Source organism: Achromobacter sp. (assembly GCF_057314935.1).
On record NZ_DBHKZA010000034.1, the window covers coordinates 46,813 to 63,971 of the forward strand.

Annotated in this window: 19 protein-coding genes; 7 read left to right on the forward strand and 12 right to left on the reverse strand. The window is 65.3% G+C overall.

What is annotated here, in order from left to right; translation table 11 throughout:
• Entirely contained in the window at positions 1-810 is an 810-nt protein-coding gene (locus ACO6D5_RS14625; RefSeq protein ID WP_485825774.1) for an alpha/beta fold hydrolase, read from the reverse strand.
• 110 nt (positions 811-920) lie between these two features.
• Between ACO6D5_RS14625 and ACO6D5_RS14630 the strand changes: the two genes are divergently transcribed.
• Positions 921-1,418, forward strand: coding sequence for a YbaK/EbsC family protein (locus ACO6D5_RS14630; protein WP_485825775.1), 498 nt, complete (start codon positions 921-923; stop codon positions 1,416-1,418).
• Positions 1,419-1,469: 51 nt separating this feature from the next.
• Here ACO6D5_RS14630 and ACO6D5_RS14635 read toward each other — a convergent pair whose 3' ends face one another.
• The 10 genes from ACO6D5_RS14635 to ACO6D5_RS14680 all read right to left on the reverse strand — a co-directional run bounded on the left by ACO6D5_RS14635 (position 1,470) and on the right by ACO6D5_RS14680 (position 10,463).
• Entirely contained in the window at positions 1,470-2,267 is a 798-nt protein-coding gene (locus tag ACO6D5_RS14635) for an ABC transporter ATP-binding protein (RefSeq protein ID WP_485825776.1), read from the reverse strand.
• A complete protein-coding gene (locus ACO6D5_RS14640; protein ID WP_485825777.1) occupies positions 2,264-3,307 on the reverse strand; it encodes a FecCD family ABC transporter permease in 1,044 nt (347 codons plus the stop codon). Before ACO6D5_RS14640 ends, ACO6D5_RS14635 begins: the two co-directional genes overlap by 4 nt.
• A complete protein-coding gene (gene ybgF, locus ACO6D5_RS14645) occupies positions 3,307-3,993 on the reverse strand; it encodes a tol-pal system protein YbgF (RefSeq protein WP_315527770.1) in 687 nt (228 codons plus the stop codon). The genes ACO6D5_RS14640 and ybgF overlap by 1 nt, the downstream gene beginning before the upstream one ends.
• A gap of 86 nt (positions 3,994-4,079) precedes the next feature.
• Positions 4,080-4,580, reverse strand: coding sequence for a peptidoglycan-associated lipoprotein Pal (gene pal, locus ACO6D5_RS14650; RefSeq protein WP_006217420.1), 501 nt, complete (start codon positions 4,578-4,580; stop codon positions 4,080-4,082).
• A gap of 31 nt (positions 4,581-4,611) precedes the next feature.
• Positions 4,612-5,934, reverse strand: a complete 1,323-nt coding sequence (gene tolB / locus ACO6D5_RS14655; protein WP_315527944.1) for a Tol-Pal system beta propeller repeat protein TolB — start codon at positions 5,932-5,934, stop codon at positions 4,612-4,614.
• 16 nt (positions 5,935-5,950) lie between these two features.
• Positions 5,951-7,069: a cell envelope integrity protein TolA gene (gene tolA / locus ACO6D5_RS14660; RefSeq protein ID WP_315527766.1), complete on the reverse strand. Its 1,119-nt coding sequence runs from the start codon at positions 7,067-7,069 to the stop codon at positions 5,951-5,953.
• Between the two features lie 39 nt (positions 7,070-7,108).
• The gene (locus tag ACO6D5_RS14665; protein ID WP_006225983.1) at positions 7,109-7,570 is read right to left on the reverse strand and encodes an ExbD/TolR family protein; all 462 of its coding nucleotides are present in this window, start codon (positions 7,568-7,570) and stop codon (positions 7,109-7,111) included.
• Complete coding sequence (tolQ, locus tag ACO6D5_RS14670) at positions 7,570-8,250, reverse strand: protein TolQ (protein WP_006225984.1); 681 nt, start codon at positions 8,248-8,250, stop codon at positions 7,570-7,572. Before tolQ ends, ACO6D5_RS14665 begins: the two co-directional genes overlap by 1 nt.
• Positions 8,251-8,252: 2 nt before the next feature.
• On the reverse strand, positions 8,253-8,675 hold the full coding sequence (gene ybgC / locus ACO6D5_RS14675; protein ID WP_006225985.1) for a tol-pal system-associated acyl-CoA thioesterase: 423 nt from the start codon (positions 8,673-8,675) through the stop codon (positions 8,253-8,255).
• Between the two features lie 57 nt (positions 8,676-8,732).
• Positions 8,733-10,463, reverse strand: coding sequence for a proline--tRNA ligase (locus tag ACO6D5_RS14680; protein ID WP_280028818.1), 1,731 nt, complete (start codon positions 10,461-10,463; stop codon positions 8,733-8,735).
• A 65-nt stretch (positions 10,464-10,528) separates the two neighbouring features.
• Here ACO6D5_RS14680 and ACO6D5_RS14685 point away from each other — a divergent pair, with 65 nt between their 5' ends.
• From ACO6D5_RS14685 to ACO6D5_RS14710, 6 genes are all read left to right on the forward strand, one after another.
• A complete protein-coding gene (locus ACO6D5_RS14685) occupies positions 10,529-11,101 on the forward strand; it encodes an RNA pyrophosphohydrolase (RefSeq protein ID WP_006217428.1) in 573 nt (190 codons plus the stop codon).
• The gene (locus tag ACO6D5_RS14690) at positions 11,082-11,774 is read left to right on the forward strand and encodes a response regulator (RefSeq protein ID WP_006225987.1); all 693 of its coding nucleotides are present in this window, start codon (positions 11,082-11,084) and stop codon (positions 11,772-11,774) included. The genes ACO6D5_RS14685 and ACO6D5_RS14690 overlap by 20 nt, the downstream gene beginning before the upstream one ends.
• Positions 11,775-13,307 carry a sensor histidine kinase N-terminal domain-containing protein gene (locus ACO6D5_RS14695; RefSeq protein WP_315527764.1) on the forward strand — a complete coding sequence of 511 codons (1,533 nt, stop codon included), beginning with the start codon at positions 11,775-11,777 and terminating at the stop codon, positions 13,305-13,307.
• A 213-nt stretch (positions 13,308-13,520) separates the two neighbouring features.
• Complete coding sequence (locus tag ACO6D5_RS14700) at positions 13,521-14,000, forward strand: tripartite tricarboxylate transporter TctB family protein (RefSeq protein ID WP_211187804.1); 480 nt, start codon at positions 13,521-13,523, stop codon at positions 13,998-14,000.
• 6 nt (positions 14,001-14,006) lie between these two features.
• Positions 14,007-15,536: a tripartite tricarboxylate transporter permease gene (locus ACO6D5_RS14705; protein ID WP_485825778.1), complete on the forward strand. Its 1,530-nt coding sequence runs from the start codon at positions 14,007-14,009 to the stop codon at positions 15,534-15,536.
• A 112-nt stretch (positions 15,537-15,648) separates the two neighbouring features.
• A complete protein-coding gene (locus ACO6D5_RS14710; RefSeq protein WP_315527760.1) occupies positions 15,649-16,578 on the forward strand; it encodes a glyoxylate/hydroxypyruvate reductase A in 930 nt (309 codons plus the stop codon).
• Here the strand turns inward: ACO6D5_RS14710 and ACO6D5_RS14715 are convergent.
• Positions 16,572-17,159 (reverse strand): LysR substrate-binding domain-containing protein (locus ACO6D5_RS14715; RefSeq protein WP_485825779.1); only part of this gene is annotated, 588 nt, incomplete at its 5' end. The genes ACO6D5_RS14710 and ACO6D5_RS14715 overlap by 7 nt on opposite strands.

Sequence of the window (17,159 nt, forward strand, 5' to 3'; positions counted from 1 at the left end):
TTAGCCCCCGATGAATGCTTCGATGGCGCCGTTGAACGCGCGGGGATTGCCCAAATTCATGCCGTGCGACGACCCGACGACCGTCACGCGGTGCGCGTGCGGTACCCATTGCGACAGGGCGTCCAGCACGGCGGGGTAGGGGGCGGGGCTCAGCGCGCCGCCGATCAGCAGGGTCGGCAGCTTCAGGGTGCCGATCTGCTGGGGCGTCAAGGCTTCGGGCTTTTCTTCCGCCTGGCCGAAAAGCGTGCCGACGTTGTCGCGCACCATCTCCTTGAACCACGGCACCATGCGCTGCCAGGTGTCCGGCCCCGTCACCGTGTCCACGAACAGCGCCAGGCCGTCCTCGACGTCGCCCTGGCGGATCAGTGCCAAGGCGCGTTGGCGAAAACCGCCGCGCGAATCGTCGCCGCCGGGCAGCGGCAGGCCGGGATCGGCCAAGGTCAGGCTGCGCAGCGCGTCGGGTTGGCGCAGCGCGGCTTCCAGCGCCACGCGCCCGCCGCGGGAATGGCCGACCAGATGGGCGGGGCCGCCGGCGACGGTGTCGATGAATTCCAGCACGTCGCTGGCATGCTGCTCGATCGAAAACCCGTCGCCTTCGCCGTCCCAGGTTTCCGGCCAGTAACGGCGCAGGCAAACTGCCAGTACCCGGAACGACTTGCCCAGGGGCGCCATCTGCGACTTCCAGTAGCGGCAGTCCGACAGCGAACCATGCACCAGAACCAGCGGCGTGCCGCTGCCGTACTCGGTATAGGACATGGCGTAGCCGCCGATCAACGCGGTTTGCAGGGGCAGGACGGGTTCGGAACGCATGGAGGGCAGGAAGGGGAAAGCCAGGTCCGCATTCTAGCCCGTCGTCGCCGCGCGCCATCGCCGGCGGCCGCTGATAAACTCGTCCGCAGTCTTTCACGGAGTCCGTCACGATGTCCCCCGAGTCCCTCGCCGCTTTGCCTGAATCCGCCCAACGCGTTGCCCGCCTCCTGCTGGAGATCGGCCACGACAAGCCCGTCGTCGTCCTGCCTCAATCGGGCAAGACTTCGGCGGAAGCGGCGGCGGGCCTGGGCTGCGAGGTGGCGCAGATCGCCAAGTCCATCATCTTCCGGCGGGCCTCCGATGACGCGCCGGTGCTGGTCATCGCCAGCGGCGCCAACCGCGTGGACGAGGCCAAGGTGGCCGAGCAGGTCGGGGCGCTGGCCAAGGCGGATGCCAAGTTCGTGCGCGACAGCACGGGTTACGCGATCGGCGGCGTCTGCCCCATCGGCCATGCGGTCAAGCCGGTCATGCTGCTGGATGCAGACCTGTTCAACTACGACAGCTTGTGGGCGGCCGCAGGCCATCCACACGCCGTGTTCAACCTGACGCCCCGGCAACTGGCGGACATGACCGGCGCGCCGGTCGTGGATGTCGCCCTGCGCGCCTGAACGCCTGAACGGCCCGTGTCTGGTCGACCCGCGTCCGGCGCTTGGGCGCGGTCAGCGCGGGTGCTCGTCCAACCCGTCGATCAGCACCTGCCGCAAGCCCCGCGAGCAGGCCTCCACCCGGCCCTGCACGCCATAAACAGCAGCCAGCGACGCCGGCGTGATCACGTCGGCCGGCGCACCCTCGGCGTGCAGGCGGCCGCCCGAGATCATCACCGCGCGGTCCGCGTGCTGCAACGCCACGTTCAGGTCGTGCAGCACGATGATGCTGATCAGTCCGTGCTCTTGCGTTTCCTGTTTCAGCAGGCGCATCACGTGGAACTGGTAGTTCAGGTCCAGGGCGGATAAGGGTTCGTCCAGCAGCAGCACGCGCGGATGCCGGATCAGCGCCTGCGCCAGCCCCACCAGTTGTTTTTGACCGCCTGACAAGGCGTCCAGGTAGTGCAGCGCCAGGTGTGCGATGCCCAGCCGGTCGAGCAGGCGCTCGATGTCCGCCATGGCGACGGGCGGCGCCAGCGCATCCTGCGTCGCCTTGGCCGCGACCAGCACCGATTCGAACACCCGCAGGTGCACCGCGGCGGGCAGGCTCTGCGGCAGATAGACCATGTGCCGGGCGCGTTCGCCCACGCCCAGCCGGGTCATGTCCTGGCCGTTCAGCAAGACACTGCCTTGCCGCGTGCGGACCAGTCCGGCCAGCGCTTTGAGCAAGGTGGATTTTCCGCTGCCGTTCGGGCCCAGCAGGGCGGTCACCTGGCCCGCGGCAAGCGCCGGCACTGACAGCGCGTGCAGCACGTCGCCGCGGCCATAGCCGGCGGTCAGCCCGTGGATGTCCAATGCGGCGTCGCGCGTCATGGCAATTGCCGGCGCAACACCACCGCCACGAAAAAGGGGATCCCAACCAGCGCCGTTACGATGCCTACGGGCACCACCACGCCGGGCAGCAGGTTCTTGGAGACGACAGATGCCAGCGACAGGATCAGTCCGCCGACCAGCGCGCTGCCGGGCAGGTAAAAGCGGTGGTCCTCGCCGAACAGCCGGCGCGCGATATGCGGCGCCACCAGCCCGATGAATCCGATGGTGCCGACAAAGGCCACGGCCAGCGCCGACAGCAGGCTGACGCGCGCCAGCGCCGCCACGCGCACCCGGCGCACGTCGACGCCGAAGCTCGCGGCACGGTCTTCGCCCAGCCGCAGCGCGGTCAGCTTCCAGGATTGGCGCATGGCCGACGGCAATGCTATTGCCACGGCCAGCGCCACGACGCCGGCCGTCGTCCAGCTGGACCGGGCCAGGCTGCCCATCGTCCAGAAGACCAGGTTCTGCAGCGCTTCGGCGCTGGCCAGGAACTGCACCAGTGATACCAGGGCATTGAAGGTGAACACCATGGCGATGCCGAACAGCACGACGCCCGATGTGTTCATGCCGCTCCAGCGGGCGACGGCGTCCAGCAGCAACGCCGCCACCAGCGCAAACAGGAACGCGTTGCCGGCGATCAGCCAGCCGCTGGGCACGCCTGGCAGCCCCAGTTGCAGGACGATGGCCAGCGACGCGCCAAACGCCGCGGCGGACGATACGCCCAGCGTAAACGGGCTGGCCAGCGGATTATTCAGGATGGTCTGCATTTCGGCGCCCGCCAGGCCCAGCGCCATGCCCACCAGGGCGGCCATCAAGGCCGAAGGCAGCCGGATGTCCCACACGATCACGCGGTAGGTCGGGTCGGCGGAGGCGGGCGCGCTCAAGGTGCGCCACAGGTCGCCCCAGGGCAGGCCCGACGGACCCACCGTGAAGTCGAACAGCAGCGCCATGAAAATCGCCGCCAGCAGCAGGGCAAGAAGCCCTGCGCGGCGGCGCAGGATGTGCCGGTAGGCGCTGACCGCGCTTGCGGCGGGGAGCATTACTGCAGCAGTTGCAGGCGGCTCTTGGCCGTGGCGGCCGCCGGGGCGTTCGGGTAGTCGCGAACAATGCGCTGCAGCGTCGCTTTGGCGCCGGCGCGGTTGTTCAATTCGATCTGGCCGCCGGCGATGATCAGCAGGGCGTCCGGGGCGCGCGCGTTTTCGGGCGACTTCTGCACCATGCTGGTCAGTTGCTCGATGGCGCCCTTGAAGTCCTTCATGCCATAGCGGCTGCTGCCCAGGTAGAACTGCGCGCTGGGGGCCAGCTGGCTGTTCGGGTACAGCGCGGTGAACGCGGCCAGCGATTCGGCGGCGTCCTTGTACTGGCCCTTGCGGAACAGGTCCATCGCGCCGTCATAGGCGGCTTGCTCTTGCGGGTCGCCTGCGGCGGTGCCCGGGGGATTCGTGCCGCTGGGCGCGCCCGGCTTGGCGCTGGGCTGCTGGCGCGACACCAGTTCCAGCTGGTCGCGCAGCTGCGCCACTTCCTGCTGCAGGGATTGAATCTGGTCGGCCAATTGCAGCTTGGCGCGTTGGCTTTGCTCGTTCTGCTGCTGAACCTGCTGGCGCAAATCCAGGATGGCCTTACGGGCTTCATCGTCGGAAAAAGCGTGAGCGGGCGCCGTCAGGGCCGCAAGCACCAGGCCAGTGGCCACAATCAGAGGACGCAGGGACAGAACGTTATCGCGCATGAATATTCCCGGGTATAAAAACAAACGTCGGGACGGCCGGCTGACCGTCCCGACGCGTGGTAGGGCTCTTGGACTATACGAAAATCTTAACGCAGATAGTTGATATCGGCGCGGCGGTTTTCAGCAAAGTCGGCTTCCGACGTACCCGTCGACTTCGGCTTTTCTTTGCCGAAGCTGATGGTTTCGATCTGGTTGTCGCTGACGCCCAGCAGGGTCATCATGCGACGCACGGCGTCTGCACGACGCTGGCCCAGGGCCAGGTTGTACTCAGCACCGCCGCGTTCGTCGGTGTTGCCTTCGATCTTGACCTTCTGCTGCTGGTGCGAAGCCAGGTAGCGGGCGTGGGTTTCGACCAAGCCGCGGTACTGGTCCGACACGGTGTAGCTGTCGAAATCAAAGTACACCGAGCGCTGTTGCGCCAGGATGCTTTGGGGGTTAAAGGGATCAAGGATTTGGCCAGAGGCCGAAGATCCTTGGCCAGCGCCTCCGCCCTGACCCGCTTTATCGTCGAGAGGGACGGAGCTGCAAGCTGCCAGAGTGGCAGCCAGAGCGGCAATGGTCAGGCTTTTGGCAATGCGCGACTTCATGATAGTTCCTTTGCAAAGAGAGTCACACGTGTTATCGGGTAAATGGGCCCCAAGTCGGTTCACGTATTTCCCCGTTCAGTACCGAAAGCGTCTGCCGTACGCGGCCATCGCTCGAAACACCCGCAAGTACGCTACGTCCATTTTGGATGGCGGCGTAAAGGACTTGCATGCCATTCGGCGCGAAACTTGGCGACTGATCGTCACGACCATCAGTGATCAAGGATTCGGAGCCTGAGGACAGGTTCAACGACGCGATTCGAAACGCGCCGTCGCGTCTTGCAACGTACAGCAGCGTCGATCCATCGGGGGAAATTCGGGGTGATATGTTGTAACCACCATTAAACGTGAGGCGGCGTGCGTCGCCACCTGTCGAGCCGGTCTGATAGATTTGCGGCCCGCCGCTGCGGTCACTCGTAAAGATAATGGAAGCACCGTCTGGCGTAAAGGTCGGTTCGGTGTCAATCCCGGGAGAACGCGTAACTCGGCTGGGATTCGACCCGTCGGACGCGCCAACGATGTAAATTTGCGACAAACCGTCACGCGTCAGCGCCACGGCCAGCTTGGAGCCGTCGGGCGACCAGGCGGGAGCGCTGTTGTTGCCCTTGAAGTTGGCGACCGGCACGCGGGCGCTGGTGGCCAGCGTGTGCACGTAGACGACCGGTTTGCCGGACTCGAAGCTCACGTAAGCCAGCTTGGCGCCATCGGGCGACCAGGACGGCGAGATGATGGGCTCGCGCGAACGCAGGGCCACTTGCGGGTTCTGCCCGTCGGCGTCGGCCACTTGCAGTTCGTAGGTGGCGCCCTTCTTCAGGACGTAAGCGATACGGGTCGAGAACACGCCGCGAACGCCGGTGATCTTCTCGTAGATGCGGTCGGCGATCTGGTGGGCCACGCGGCGCAGTTCCTGCTCGGTGCCCGAGAACGCCACGCCGTCCAATTGCCCCTTCTTGACCGTGTCGGCCAGGCGGTAGCGCACGTCGTAGCGGCCATCGGCGCCACGGGTGATGCTGCCATAAGCCAGGAAATCGGCGCCTTTGCCGCGCCAGTCGTCATGGGCGATGGGCGAGTCGACGTTCAGGCCGGAGCCGGCGGCGTTGATCAGGCGGAACTGGCCCGTGCGGGTCAGGTCGGCGCGGATCACTTCGGCCAAGGCGCGGCCGTGGGTGTCGTCCACGGCGAAATCGGCGATGGCTACTGGGTACTGCGTTGCGCCCGTACCGGAAATATCAACGCGCAACTGGGCATGGACCGGTTTCATTGCCATCAGGCAGGCCAGCGTAAGCATCAGCAAGCCGAGTCCATACGATCGCCAGAGAGCGAGGAGGGAGCCTCGTCGGCTATAAGCGGGAGTCATATTCATCAATCTCCTGTCAATCATACATTTTGTGCACTACGTCAATGAACTTTTCGTAGCTGCCCGTGGAGGGCTTCGGGAAGGGGTTGCAGCGGCGGATACCGGTCTCGACCGCACGGTCGAACGCCGGATTGCCGGAGGATTCGGTCAGCGAAACGCCGTTAACCTTCCCGTCAGTACCTAACTGTACCCGGTATTGTGCGGTCGGATTCCCGGAGCCGCTGCGCGGCGGAGGCTGATAGGCCACGCCCGGAAGAATGCAAGCGCGCACCTTGGCGGCGTAGCCGTTGTCGCGTCCGCCGCCCGCCTGGTTGCGGTCGGCCGTGCCGCCCGGAATGCCTGCGGCGCCCAGCGCATCGTTGCGGAACGCATCCTTCAAGGCCTTGTCCGCAGCCGCCTTCTTGGCGGCGGCGGCCTTCTCGGCGGCAGCCTTTTCAGCCGCGGCCTTGTCGGCAGCGGCTTTCTCGGCGGCCGCTTTGTCGGCAGCAGCCTTGTCCGCGGCGGCCTTCTTGGCAGCGTCGTCCTTGGCTTTCTTTTCGGCAGCGGCCTTGTCGGCAGCGGCTTTCTCCGCAGCAGCCTTGTCGGCGGCGGCCTTGTCTGCCGCGGCTTTCTCGGCGGCCGCCTTCTCTGCGGCCTGGCGTTCCTGCTCCAGGCGCTTCTTTTCCTTCAATTCAGCCTGCTTGCGCTCTTCTTCCAGGCGCGCCTTTTCCTTGGCCGCTTCAGCGGCCTGGCGTGCCTTTTCTTCCTGCTCGCGCTTCTTCTTGGCTTCCTGGATCGCGATTTCGGGATCCACTTCCTCGGTCTTGGGCTGGACCTCGGGTTCGGGTTTGGGCGGAGGAGGGGGCGGAGGCGGCGGCTCGGGCGCCTTTTCAGGTTCCGGCTTGGGCTCGGGCTTGGGGGCCGGCTTGGGTTGTTCGGGCTGGGGCGTGGGTGGCGGGGAGACGGGCGAATTGCCGTCGGCCCAGAGCTGGACCTCGACGGGGCCCGGGGCCTCCGTGCGCCAGCTCACGCCAAAGATCAAGGCGACCAGCAGCAGCAAATGCACCGCCACAGCCAGAATGAGCGCATTCCGGTTGTCGTTGTTGGGCGGGGTGGCCGGTGGGCCGCTGCGGTGTCGAATTATGGGTGGCGTCATGGGCGTTGCATGCCGGACAAGCCGGCGGAAGGCGTCGCGTTAGCGTTTTTTCGCGGATGCGGGCTGGGAAGCGCCGGCGGCGGACTGGTCCACCAGCAGGCCCAGGCGGGTGATGCCGTTGGTGCGCAGTTCGTCCATCACCTTCACGACCGTCTCGTAGGGCACCTTGCCGTCGGCGGCGATGACCACCGGCGTTTCCGCGGTAATGCGCGAACGCACTTGCGCCACCAGCTCGGGGCGCGCGATGTCCTGCATCGTGGCGCCGGGTTCGCGCATGCGCAGGGCGATCTTGCCGTCTTCCGAAATCTGGACTTCCAGCGGCTTCACGGGCACGTCCGATGCCGCTCCGACCGAGGGCAGCTGGATCAACCCGGGCGTGATCAGGGGCGCGGTCACCATGAAGATGACCAGCAGCACCAGCATCACGTCGATGTACGGCACCACGTTGATGTCGGCCTTCATGCGGCGGCCGGACCTGCCGCGTGAGCTTACCGAGGGCATTAGCGCACCTGCCGTTGCAGAATGTTCAGGAATTCGTCGACGAAGCTGTCGAAACGGATCGAGATGCGATCGATGTCATTCGTGAAGCGGTTGTAGGCGACCACGGCCGGGATGGCGGCGAACAGGCCGATCGCGGTGGCGATCAGGGCTTCCGCGATACCGGGGGCCACCGAGGCCAACGTGGCCTGCTGCATGTTCGACAGGCCGATGAAGGCGTGCATGATCCCCCAGACCGTGCCCAGCAGGCCGATGTAAGGCGATACCGAACCGGCCGATGCCAGGAAGTTCAGGTGCGATTCCAGCGAATCCATTTCACGCTGGTAGGCGGCGCGCATGGCGCGGCGCGGGCCGTCCAGCAGGGCGGTGGCGTCGCCGGCCGAGTTGCCACGGCGGGCCTTCAGGAATTCGGTCATGCCGGCATCGAAGATGCGGGCCAGCGCGCCCTGTTCGTCGCGGCGCGAGGCCACGGCCTGTTGCAGCATCGACAGGTCGCCGCCCGACCAGAAGTCGTCTTCAAAGCGGCGGGTCTGGGTATGGGCGCGCTTGATGGCAAGGCGCTTGGCGAAAATGTAGGTCCAGGACATGATCGAGATGCCCAACAGCATCAGCATGATCAGCTGGACCGGCACGCTGGCGTGCGAAATCAACGAAAGCAACGACATGTCGCTGGTGGCTTGCATGGTTATTCCTGAATTGATTCCAGTTTGGCGCGGACGTCGGCCGGCAGTTCCGCCGGCCGCATGTTCACGGCATCGACGCAACAGACTTGGATGTTGCCTTCGGCAAGCAGTTCCCCGTCGCGTTCCGCGCGCTGCGCGAAGTGTATCGAAGCGCGGCCAAGTTTGGTGACTCGGCTGCGTATGGTAAGCAAATCGTCCAGTCTGGCCGGCTTCCGGTAAGACATGTCCAAGGAGCGGACAACGAATAGACGTTGCTCGCTGGCGGCCAGCCCGGACTGGTTGACTCCCAGGTTGCGCAGCCATTCGGTGCGTGCGCGTTCCAGGAATTTCAAGTAGTTAGCGTAGAAAACCACCCCGCCCGCATCCGTGTCTTCGTAGTAGACACGGACTTGCAGGAGGGATTCGGCGGACTTCAGGTCGGTCACGATACGGATAGGGAGTGATGCGGGTCGGGACGCGAAAAGTCCGTACTAGCTATAAGGTTAGAGGGTGTCGAGTTTCGCCAGCACCGTTTCCAGCGCGGACTCTACCGGAATCTTGGCCGCTTCGGATTCCCGGCGGGCCTGCAATTCCACCACACCATCGTTCAGGCCGCGTTCTCCAACTGTTACACGCAGCGGGGCGCCGATCAACTCCCATTCAGCGAACATGACGCCCGGGCGTGCGTCGCGGTCGTCCAGGATGACGTCCACGCCGCGCGCCAGCAACGATTCATAGAGCTTCTGGGCGGTGTCACGCACGGTTTCACTTTTGCCCCAGCCCACCGGGCAGATCACGACTTCGAACGGGGCGATCGCACGGGGCCAGATGATGCCGCGGGCGTCGTGGTTCTGCTCGATGGCGGCACCCACGATGCGGGTCACGCCAATGCCGTAGCAGCCCATTTCCAGGACGGCCGGTTTGCCGGTTTCGTCCAGGAAGGTGGCCTTCAGGGCTTCGGAGTACTTCTTGCCCAGGTAGAAAACGTGTCCCACTTCGATGCCGCGCTGGATGGAGAGCGTGCCCTTGCCATCCGGCGACGGGTCGCCCGCGACCACGTTGCGCAGATCGGCCACGAGCTCGGGCTCGGGCAGGTCGCGGCCCCAGTTTACTCCCTGGATGTGGAAATCTTCCTTGTTCGCGCCGCAGACGAAATCGGCCATGTTGGCGACCGTGCGGTCGGCGATCACATGCACCGGCTTGGCCGTCTTGACCGGGCCCAGATAGCCGGGCTTGCAGCCGAAATACTCGACGATCTCGCTTTCCGTGGCAAAGCGGAAGCCCGCCAGGCCCGGCAGCTTGCCTGCCTTGATTTCGTTCAGTTCGTGGTCGCCGCGCAAAAGCAGCAGCCAGATGTCGACTTTGCCCTTGTCGCCGTCGGTGGCCAGGACGATCGACTTGATCGTCTTTTCCAGCGGCAGGCCCAGCAGCTTGGCCACGTCTTCGCACTTGGCCGCGCCCGGGGTGGGCACGTCGGCCATGGCCTGGGTGGCTTCACCGCGCACCGGATACAGCGAAACGGCTTCCGCCAGTTCGATGTTGGCGGCGTAGTCGGTCTCGGCGTTGTAGACCAGCAGGTCTTCGCCGGTGTCGGCGATCACCTGGAATTCATGGCTGCGGGTGCCGCCGATCGAGCCCGTGTCGGCCGCCACCGCGCGGAATTCCAGGCCCAGGCGGCCGAAAATGCGCATGTAGGCGGCGTACATGGTGTCGTAGCTTTTCAGGGCGCCGGCTTCGTCGCGGTCGAAGGAGTAGGCGTCCTTCATCGTGAATTCGCGGCCGCGCATCAGGCCGAAGCGCGGACGGCGTTCGTCCCGGAACTTGGTCTGAATGTGATAGAAATTCAGCGGCAGCTGGCGGTAGCTGTGGATTTCATTGCGCGCGATGTCGGTGATGACTTCTTCGGACGTCGGCTGCAGCACGAAATCGCGCTGGTGGCGGTCCTTGATGCGCAGCAGTTCGGCGCCGTATTGCTCCCAGCGGCCCGATTCCTGCCAGAGCTCGGCCGGCTGCACCACCGGCATCAGCAGCTCGATGGCGCCCGAGGCGTTCATTTCTTCCCGGACGATCGCCTCGACCTTGCGGATGATCTTCAGGCCCAGGGGCATGTAGGTGTAGATGCCGCCCGCGAGTTTGCGGATCATCCCTGCCCGGGTCATCAGCTGATGGCTGGCGACTTCGGCTTCGGAAGGGGCTTCTTTGAGGGTGTTGATGTGGTAGTTGGATGCGCGCATGTTTAAAGGTGGCAGCAGATACGTATAATCGACTGTAATTGTATTGAATTCGGTGGGGGTGGCCCATGCTTGACCGCGAAGGCTACCGCCCCAATGTCGGCATCATTCTCGTCAACAGTCGAAACGAGGTCTTTTGGGGCAAGCGTATCAGGGAACATGCATGGCAGTTCCCCCAGGGCGGCATCAAATATGGCGAAAGCCCGGTGCAGGCCATGTATCGCGAACTCCATGAAGAGGTGGGCTTGAAGCCCGAGCATGTCCGTATTTTGGGGCGTACACGCGATTGGTTACGTTATAACGTGCCCGATCACTTCGTCCGGCGTGAGTGGCGTGGCCACTATAAAGGACAAAAACAGATTTGGTTCTTGTTGCGCCTGGTGGGACGTGACAGCGATGTGTGCTTGCGCGCGACGCAGCATCCGGAATTCGATGCCTGGCGCTGGAGCCAGTATTGGGTACCCCTGGACGCCGTGATCGAGTTCAAGCGCGATGTCTATACCCAGGCGTTGAACGAGTTGTCGGCGATCCTCTTTCGGCGTCATCATGAAACCCGCTACCTGCGCCAGCGCGTGCACGGGCAGCGGGCAGCAGAGAATTTGCCCGAAGGAACGGACGGTCATGCGCATATTGTTGGTTGAAGACGAACGGGACATGGCGTCCTGGTTGATGCGCGCGCTCGCTCAGAGCGGGTTCGTGCCGGATCACGCGGCAGATGCCCGCACGGCCGAGGCATTCATGGCAGGCACGGAATATGACGCCATCGTCATGGACCTGCGCCTGCCCGACAAGCACGGCCTGGTGGTCCTGCGCGAAATGCGCAACCGGGACGACCGCACGCCCGTCCTGCTGTTGACCGCCCAAGGCGCGCTGCAGGACCGGGTGCGCGGCCTGAACCTGGGCGCGGACGATTTCCTGACCAAGCCCTTTGCCCTGGAAGAACTGGAAGCGCGGCTGACCGCGCTGGTGCGCCGCAGCCGTGGCCGCCAGCATCCGCGCCTGCAGTGCGGCTCCTTGTCCTACGACAGCGAAAGCCGGGCCTTCACGCTGGACGGCTCGCTGCTGTTCCTGACCCCGCGCGAGCACGCCGCGCTGGCGGCGCTGCTGACCCGCAGCGGCTACCCCGTGGACAAGTCGCAATTGTTCGGCAAGGTCTTCACGCATGACAGCGAAGCCAATCCCGACGCGATCGAGGTCGTGCTGCACCGTCTGCGCAAGAAGCTGGCCGGCAGCGACGTGCGCATCGTGACCGTGCGCGGGCTGGGCTACATGCTGGAAAGCGTCACCAGCGAGTCGGCCGCATCGGAATCCTGAGTGAGCTTGCGGATACCGGGGTTGCCACGCGTCGGCATCCGCGCGCTGCTGATCATCCTGCTGCTGCCCGGCGTGGTGGTGCTGCTGGTCATCGACAGCCTGAATGACTACCGCACGCTGTCCGAGATCACCAACGAGGCCTATGACAGCGCGCTGGTGGAGCCCGCCCGCGTGCTGGAAAGCAGCCTGGAGTTCACGCCGGACGGCAATCTCCAGGTGGCCACGCCGCTGTACGCGCAGGTGATGCTGGAATCCCGCGCGGGCCTGCGCAAGTATTTCCGCATCGAGCAGATCGATCCGCCCTTGCCTGACGGGGCGCCCGTGCCTACCGAACAGGGCAAGACGCTGCTGGGCATGCCCGAGATGCCGCGCCCGCCCACGTGGCCGCGGTCGAACGGCCAACCCATTTTCTACGACGGCGTCTACCGCAACGACCCGGTGCGGGTGGTCTCGGTCGTGCGCGACCTCTACTACCAGGGGCAGCATCGCCAGGTGCTGGTCGTGGTGGCCGAAAGCACGGGCAAGCGGATCGAAGCCGAAAACAATGCGCGGCGCCAGGAAATCCTGCGCGATGCGCGCATGCTGGCCCTGGTCGTGCTGCTGGTGTGGTGGGGCGTGTCGTGGGCATTGAAGCCCCTGCGCCGCTTGCGCGCCGATATCCGCAACCGCCGCCCCGACGATCTGACGCCGCTGGACGCCTCCCGAGTGCCCAGCGAGGTGTCGCCGCTTGTCGACGCCGTCAATCACCATATCGCGCGTTATCGCCGCGTGCTGGACGAGCAATCGCACTTCCTGGCCGACGCCTCCCATCAGCTGCGCACGCCCTTGGCCATCATGCTCACGCAAGCGCAGTACGCGCTGCGCGAGCGCGATCCGGCCCGCACGCGTGAAGGCTTGCGCGCCATCGTCGACCAGCTGGGCCGCACGCGTCGCCTCACCGAGCAGCTGCTGTCCCTGGCGCATGCCAACCAGGCCGATCAACTGCCGCGCCAATTGCTGGACATGAATGCGGTGTCGCGTGAAGTCGTCCTGCAGTACCTCCCGCTGGCGCATGAAAAGCAGCAAGACTTGGGCTGGGTGCAGGCGGTCTCGCAAGAGGGGCTTGAAATCCCCGTTCCGGCCTTGGGCAGCGAAGCCGAACTGCACGAAGCGCTATCCAATCTGGTGCACAACGCCATCCACTACGCGCCTGTCGGGGCGCAGATCACCGTGTCGGTCTTCCGGCTGGAAAACCGGGCCGAGGTCTCGGTGTCCGACAACGGCCCCGGCCTGGAGCCCGTCTTGCGAAGCCGCGCCTTCGCCCGTTTCGAACGGGTCGGCACCGACAAGCCCGTCGCCTCTTCGGGCTCCGGCCTGGGTTTGGCGATCGCCCGTGCCTATGCCCGCCGCAATGACGGCGACATCGAACTGCGCGATGGCGAACCCAACGCGCAGGGTGGCGTGGGTCTGGCTTCCGTGCTGTGGTTGCCGCTGGCGCCGACCGTCTCGCAGTACCCGCGTCCGCTCGACGTCGAGCTCAAGGGCGACCAGTAAAGCCGCCTGGCTTTCAAATTTTTTTCCGTTTTCTTCCCTTTCCGCGCCGCCTGCACTCAGGGATAACCCCCGAATTCAGGAATGCGACAGCGCATAGAAAGCGGATTAGCAGCTTCCCTCCGTAATCTGCGCTCCGGCTCGCTGTTAAGGGCCGGGCGAAGCTCGTTTCGAGCGGCGCGTCCAGGGCCGGCACGGTCCTGCACCAGAAGGAGGATGGAAGTGCAAAAAAATATCAACAGAAAGGACTACTACGGCGGTGCGCTGATGGTCCTGATCGGGTTGGGGGCGATATACGGGGGCACCGATTACCACATCGGCACGTTGAGCCACATGGGGCCGGGGTTCTTCCCCGCCGCGCTCGGCGGCCTGTTGGCGCTGACGGGCGTGCTGATCGCCATTTCCGCGCGCTCTGGCGAGGCCACGCCGCCCGCGCCGGGCGACGGCCACGCGCACGGGTTGCCCGATTTCCGCGGCAGCGCCTGCATTCTGCTGGGCACGCTGGCCTTCCTGCTGCTGGGCCACTACGGCGGACTGCTGCCGGCGACCTTCGCCATCGTATTCATCTCGGCGCTGGGTGATCGCAAGAACACCATCAAGCAAGCCATCCTGCTGTCGCTCGCGATGTCCGCGATCGCGGTCGTCGTGTTCTGGTGGGCGCTGCAGTTGCAGCTGCCGCTGTTTCGTTGGGGTTGAAGCGCCATGATCTCTCAATCTTTGATGGACCTTTGGTACGGCTTCGGTGTCGCGTTCCAGTGGCACAACCTGATGTGGTCGTTCTTCGGCGTGCTGGTGGGCAACCTCATCGGCGTGCTGCCCGGCATGGGCGCCCTGTCGGCGATCTCCATCCTGCTGCCGCTGACCTACGTGATGCAGCCCGTGCCCGCGATCCTGATGCTGGCCGGCATCTTCTACGGCTCGCAGTATGGCGGCGCCATCGGCGCGATCCTGCTCAACCTGCCTTCGCACCCGCCGCACGCGGTCACCTGCCTTGACGGTTATCCATTGACCAAACAGGGCAAGGGGGGAACCGCGCTGGGCATCACGATGATCTGCTCGTTCTTCGCAGCGTCGGTCGGCATCATCGTCATGATCTTCGCGTCGCCGCTGCTGGTGGAAGTGGCGTTCAAGTTCGGTCCGACCGAGATCTTCTCGATCATGCTGCTGGGCTTGCTGGCCGGCGCGACGATGTCGCGGGGTTCGCCGCTCAAGGGCGTCGCGATGACGCTGTTCGGCCTGATGTGCGGCGTGGTGGGCACCGACGTGAATACGGGCACCATCCGCTTCTCGTTCGGCTTGCTGGACCTGTCCGACGGCCTGGAGCTGGTGGCCATTTCGATGGGCCTGTTCGGCGTGGCCGACTTCCTGATGAGCGTCAACCGCATGACCATCATCGGCAGCGGCGCCAAGCTGCGCATCCGCGACATGCGGCCTACCAAGCAGGAATTGAAGACCGCGTTCTGGCCGATGGTGCGGGGCACGGCGGTCGGCACGCTGTTCGGCGCCATGCCGGGCACGGGTCCGACCATCACGACCTTCGTGGCCTATGCGCTGGAGCGCAAGATCTCCCGCACGCCCGAGAAGTTCGGCACCGGCATGATCGCCGGCGTGGCGTCGCCGGAAGCGTCGTCGCACTCGAAGACGCAGGTCGACTTCATTCCGACGATGAGCCTGGGCATCCCCGGCGACGCGGTGATGGCGCTGATCCTGGGCGCGCTGCTGATCCAGGGCATCCAGCCCGGCCCGCAGCTGATCACCGAGCATCCGGACATTTTCTGGGGCCTGATCGCCAGCTTCTGGGTGGGCAACGTGCTGCTGATGGTGCTGAACGTGCCGCTGATCGGCGTGTGGGTCAAGCTGCTGCAGGTGCCGTACCGCTACCTGTTCCCGTCCGCGCTGTTCTTCATCGCAGTGGGCGTGTACAGCACGCAGAACAGCCTCTTCCAGATCTGGGAAGTGCTGGCCTTCGGCGTGATCGGCGCCGTCCTGATGACGCTGGAATTCTCCGTCGCTCCCATCTTGCTCGGCTTCGTGCTGGGGCCGATGGTGGAAGAGAACTTCCGCCGCGCGTTGCTGTTGTCGCGCGGCGACCTGGCGGTGTTCGTGCAGCGCCCCATCAGCGCCTGGTTCATCGGCGCAAGCGCCTTGCTGATCCTGTTGCAGGTCTGGGCTTTCCTGCGCCGCGGCAAGGGTAAGGGCAAGGGCAAGCCCGAGGTCCCGCAGACGGTCTGAGCGGTTGTTCCAAGCGCAGACGAACGGCCCGGCGATCTGCCGGGCCGTTTGATTTGTGGGGCGTCATCCTGCATGCTTCATGCTTTCCGAAAAGCCTTGCAGAGCCGTCACCATGCACATCCTCTTTGCTTGCCCCCTCCATGACCCAGACGTCTGGGTGCCGCGCCTGGAAGCCTCCATGCCCGGCTGCCGCATTTCCGTGTGGAATCCCGATGGTCCGCCCTCGGGCGCGGACGTGGCGCTGGTGTGGCGTCCGCCGGCGGCGCTTTTCAAGCACGAGACCGGCATCACCACGCTGTTCAATCTGGGCGCGGGCGTGGATGCGCTCTTGAAGATGCCCGAGATCCCCGCGCACGTGCGGATCGTGCGTCTGGAGGACGCGGGCATGTCGGTGCAGATGGCCGAGTACGCCTTGTACGCGCTGCTGCGCGTGTCGCGCGATTTCGAAGCCTTCGATCAGGCGCAGGCGCGCCAGTATTGGGACACCCGCGAAGGCACGCGCCAGGCCGATTGGCCGGTCGGCGTGCTTGGGTTGGGGCAGGTCGGGGCGCGCGTGGCGCAGACCCTGGCTGGTTTCGGTTATCCCGTTGCCGGCTGGTCGCGCACGCCGCGCGAGATCCCTGGCGTGGAGACCTTTGCCGGAGAGGCCGCTTTGCCGGCGTTCCTGGCCCGCACGCGCTTTTTGGTGAACGTGTTGCCGCTGACGCCGGACACGCGCGGCATCCTCAATCGTGAAACGTTGTCCAAGTTGCTGCCGGACGCGCATCTGGTCAACGTCGGCCGCGGCGAGCACCTGGTTGAAGAAGACCTGGTGCAGATGCTCGAAGAGGGCGAGATCGCCGGCGCCACGCTGGACGTGTTCCACACCGAGCCGTTGCCCACCGACCATCCGTTCTGGCGCGATCCGCGCGTCCACGTCACGCCCCACATCGCCGCGCGCACGCTGCGCGACGAGAGCATTGAGCAGATCGCCGGCAAGGTCGCCCAGTTGATGCGCGGCGAACCCATCACGGGCGTGGTCGAGCGTACTCGCGGCTATTGAGGCGCGGGCGTGACGGCTTTTTCCAGCCGCTGATACATCGTCGGCAGACGTTGCGACAGGAAATCCAGCAGGGTGCGGACGGCGGGCATCATGCCCCGCCGCGACGGATAGATGCAATGCACGATGCCTTCCGGCGATTGCCATTGCGGCAGCACCGGCACCAGTTGGCCGCGGCGCAGCTCTTCCTGCGTCGCGATCGACGGCAGCAGCGCTATGCCCCGGCCGCGCACGGCGGCTTCGGTCAACACGATGAAGTCGTTGCAAGACAGTTGCGGCTTCAGCTCGATCTGGACTTCCTCGCCCTTATCGTTGACCAGCGGCCACCGCACGTCATGCTGCGGGTCCGAAAAGCTCAGGGTCGTGTGGGAGGCCAAGTCCTGCGGCGTGTCCGGCGTGCCGTGGCGCTGCAGATAGCCCGGGCTGGCCACCAGCGTGCCGCGTGCCGATCCCAGGTGGCGGACCACCAGTTCAGCATCCGTATCCAGCTTGGTGCGCACGCGCAGCGCCAGATCGACCCCTTCGCGGATCAGGTCCACGCGCCGGTTGGTCACCAGCAACTGCACGGAAATCGCCGGCCACGC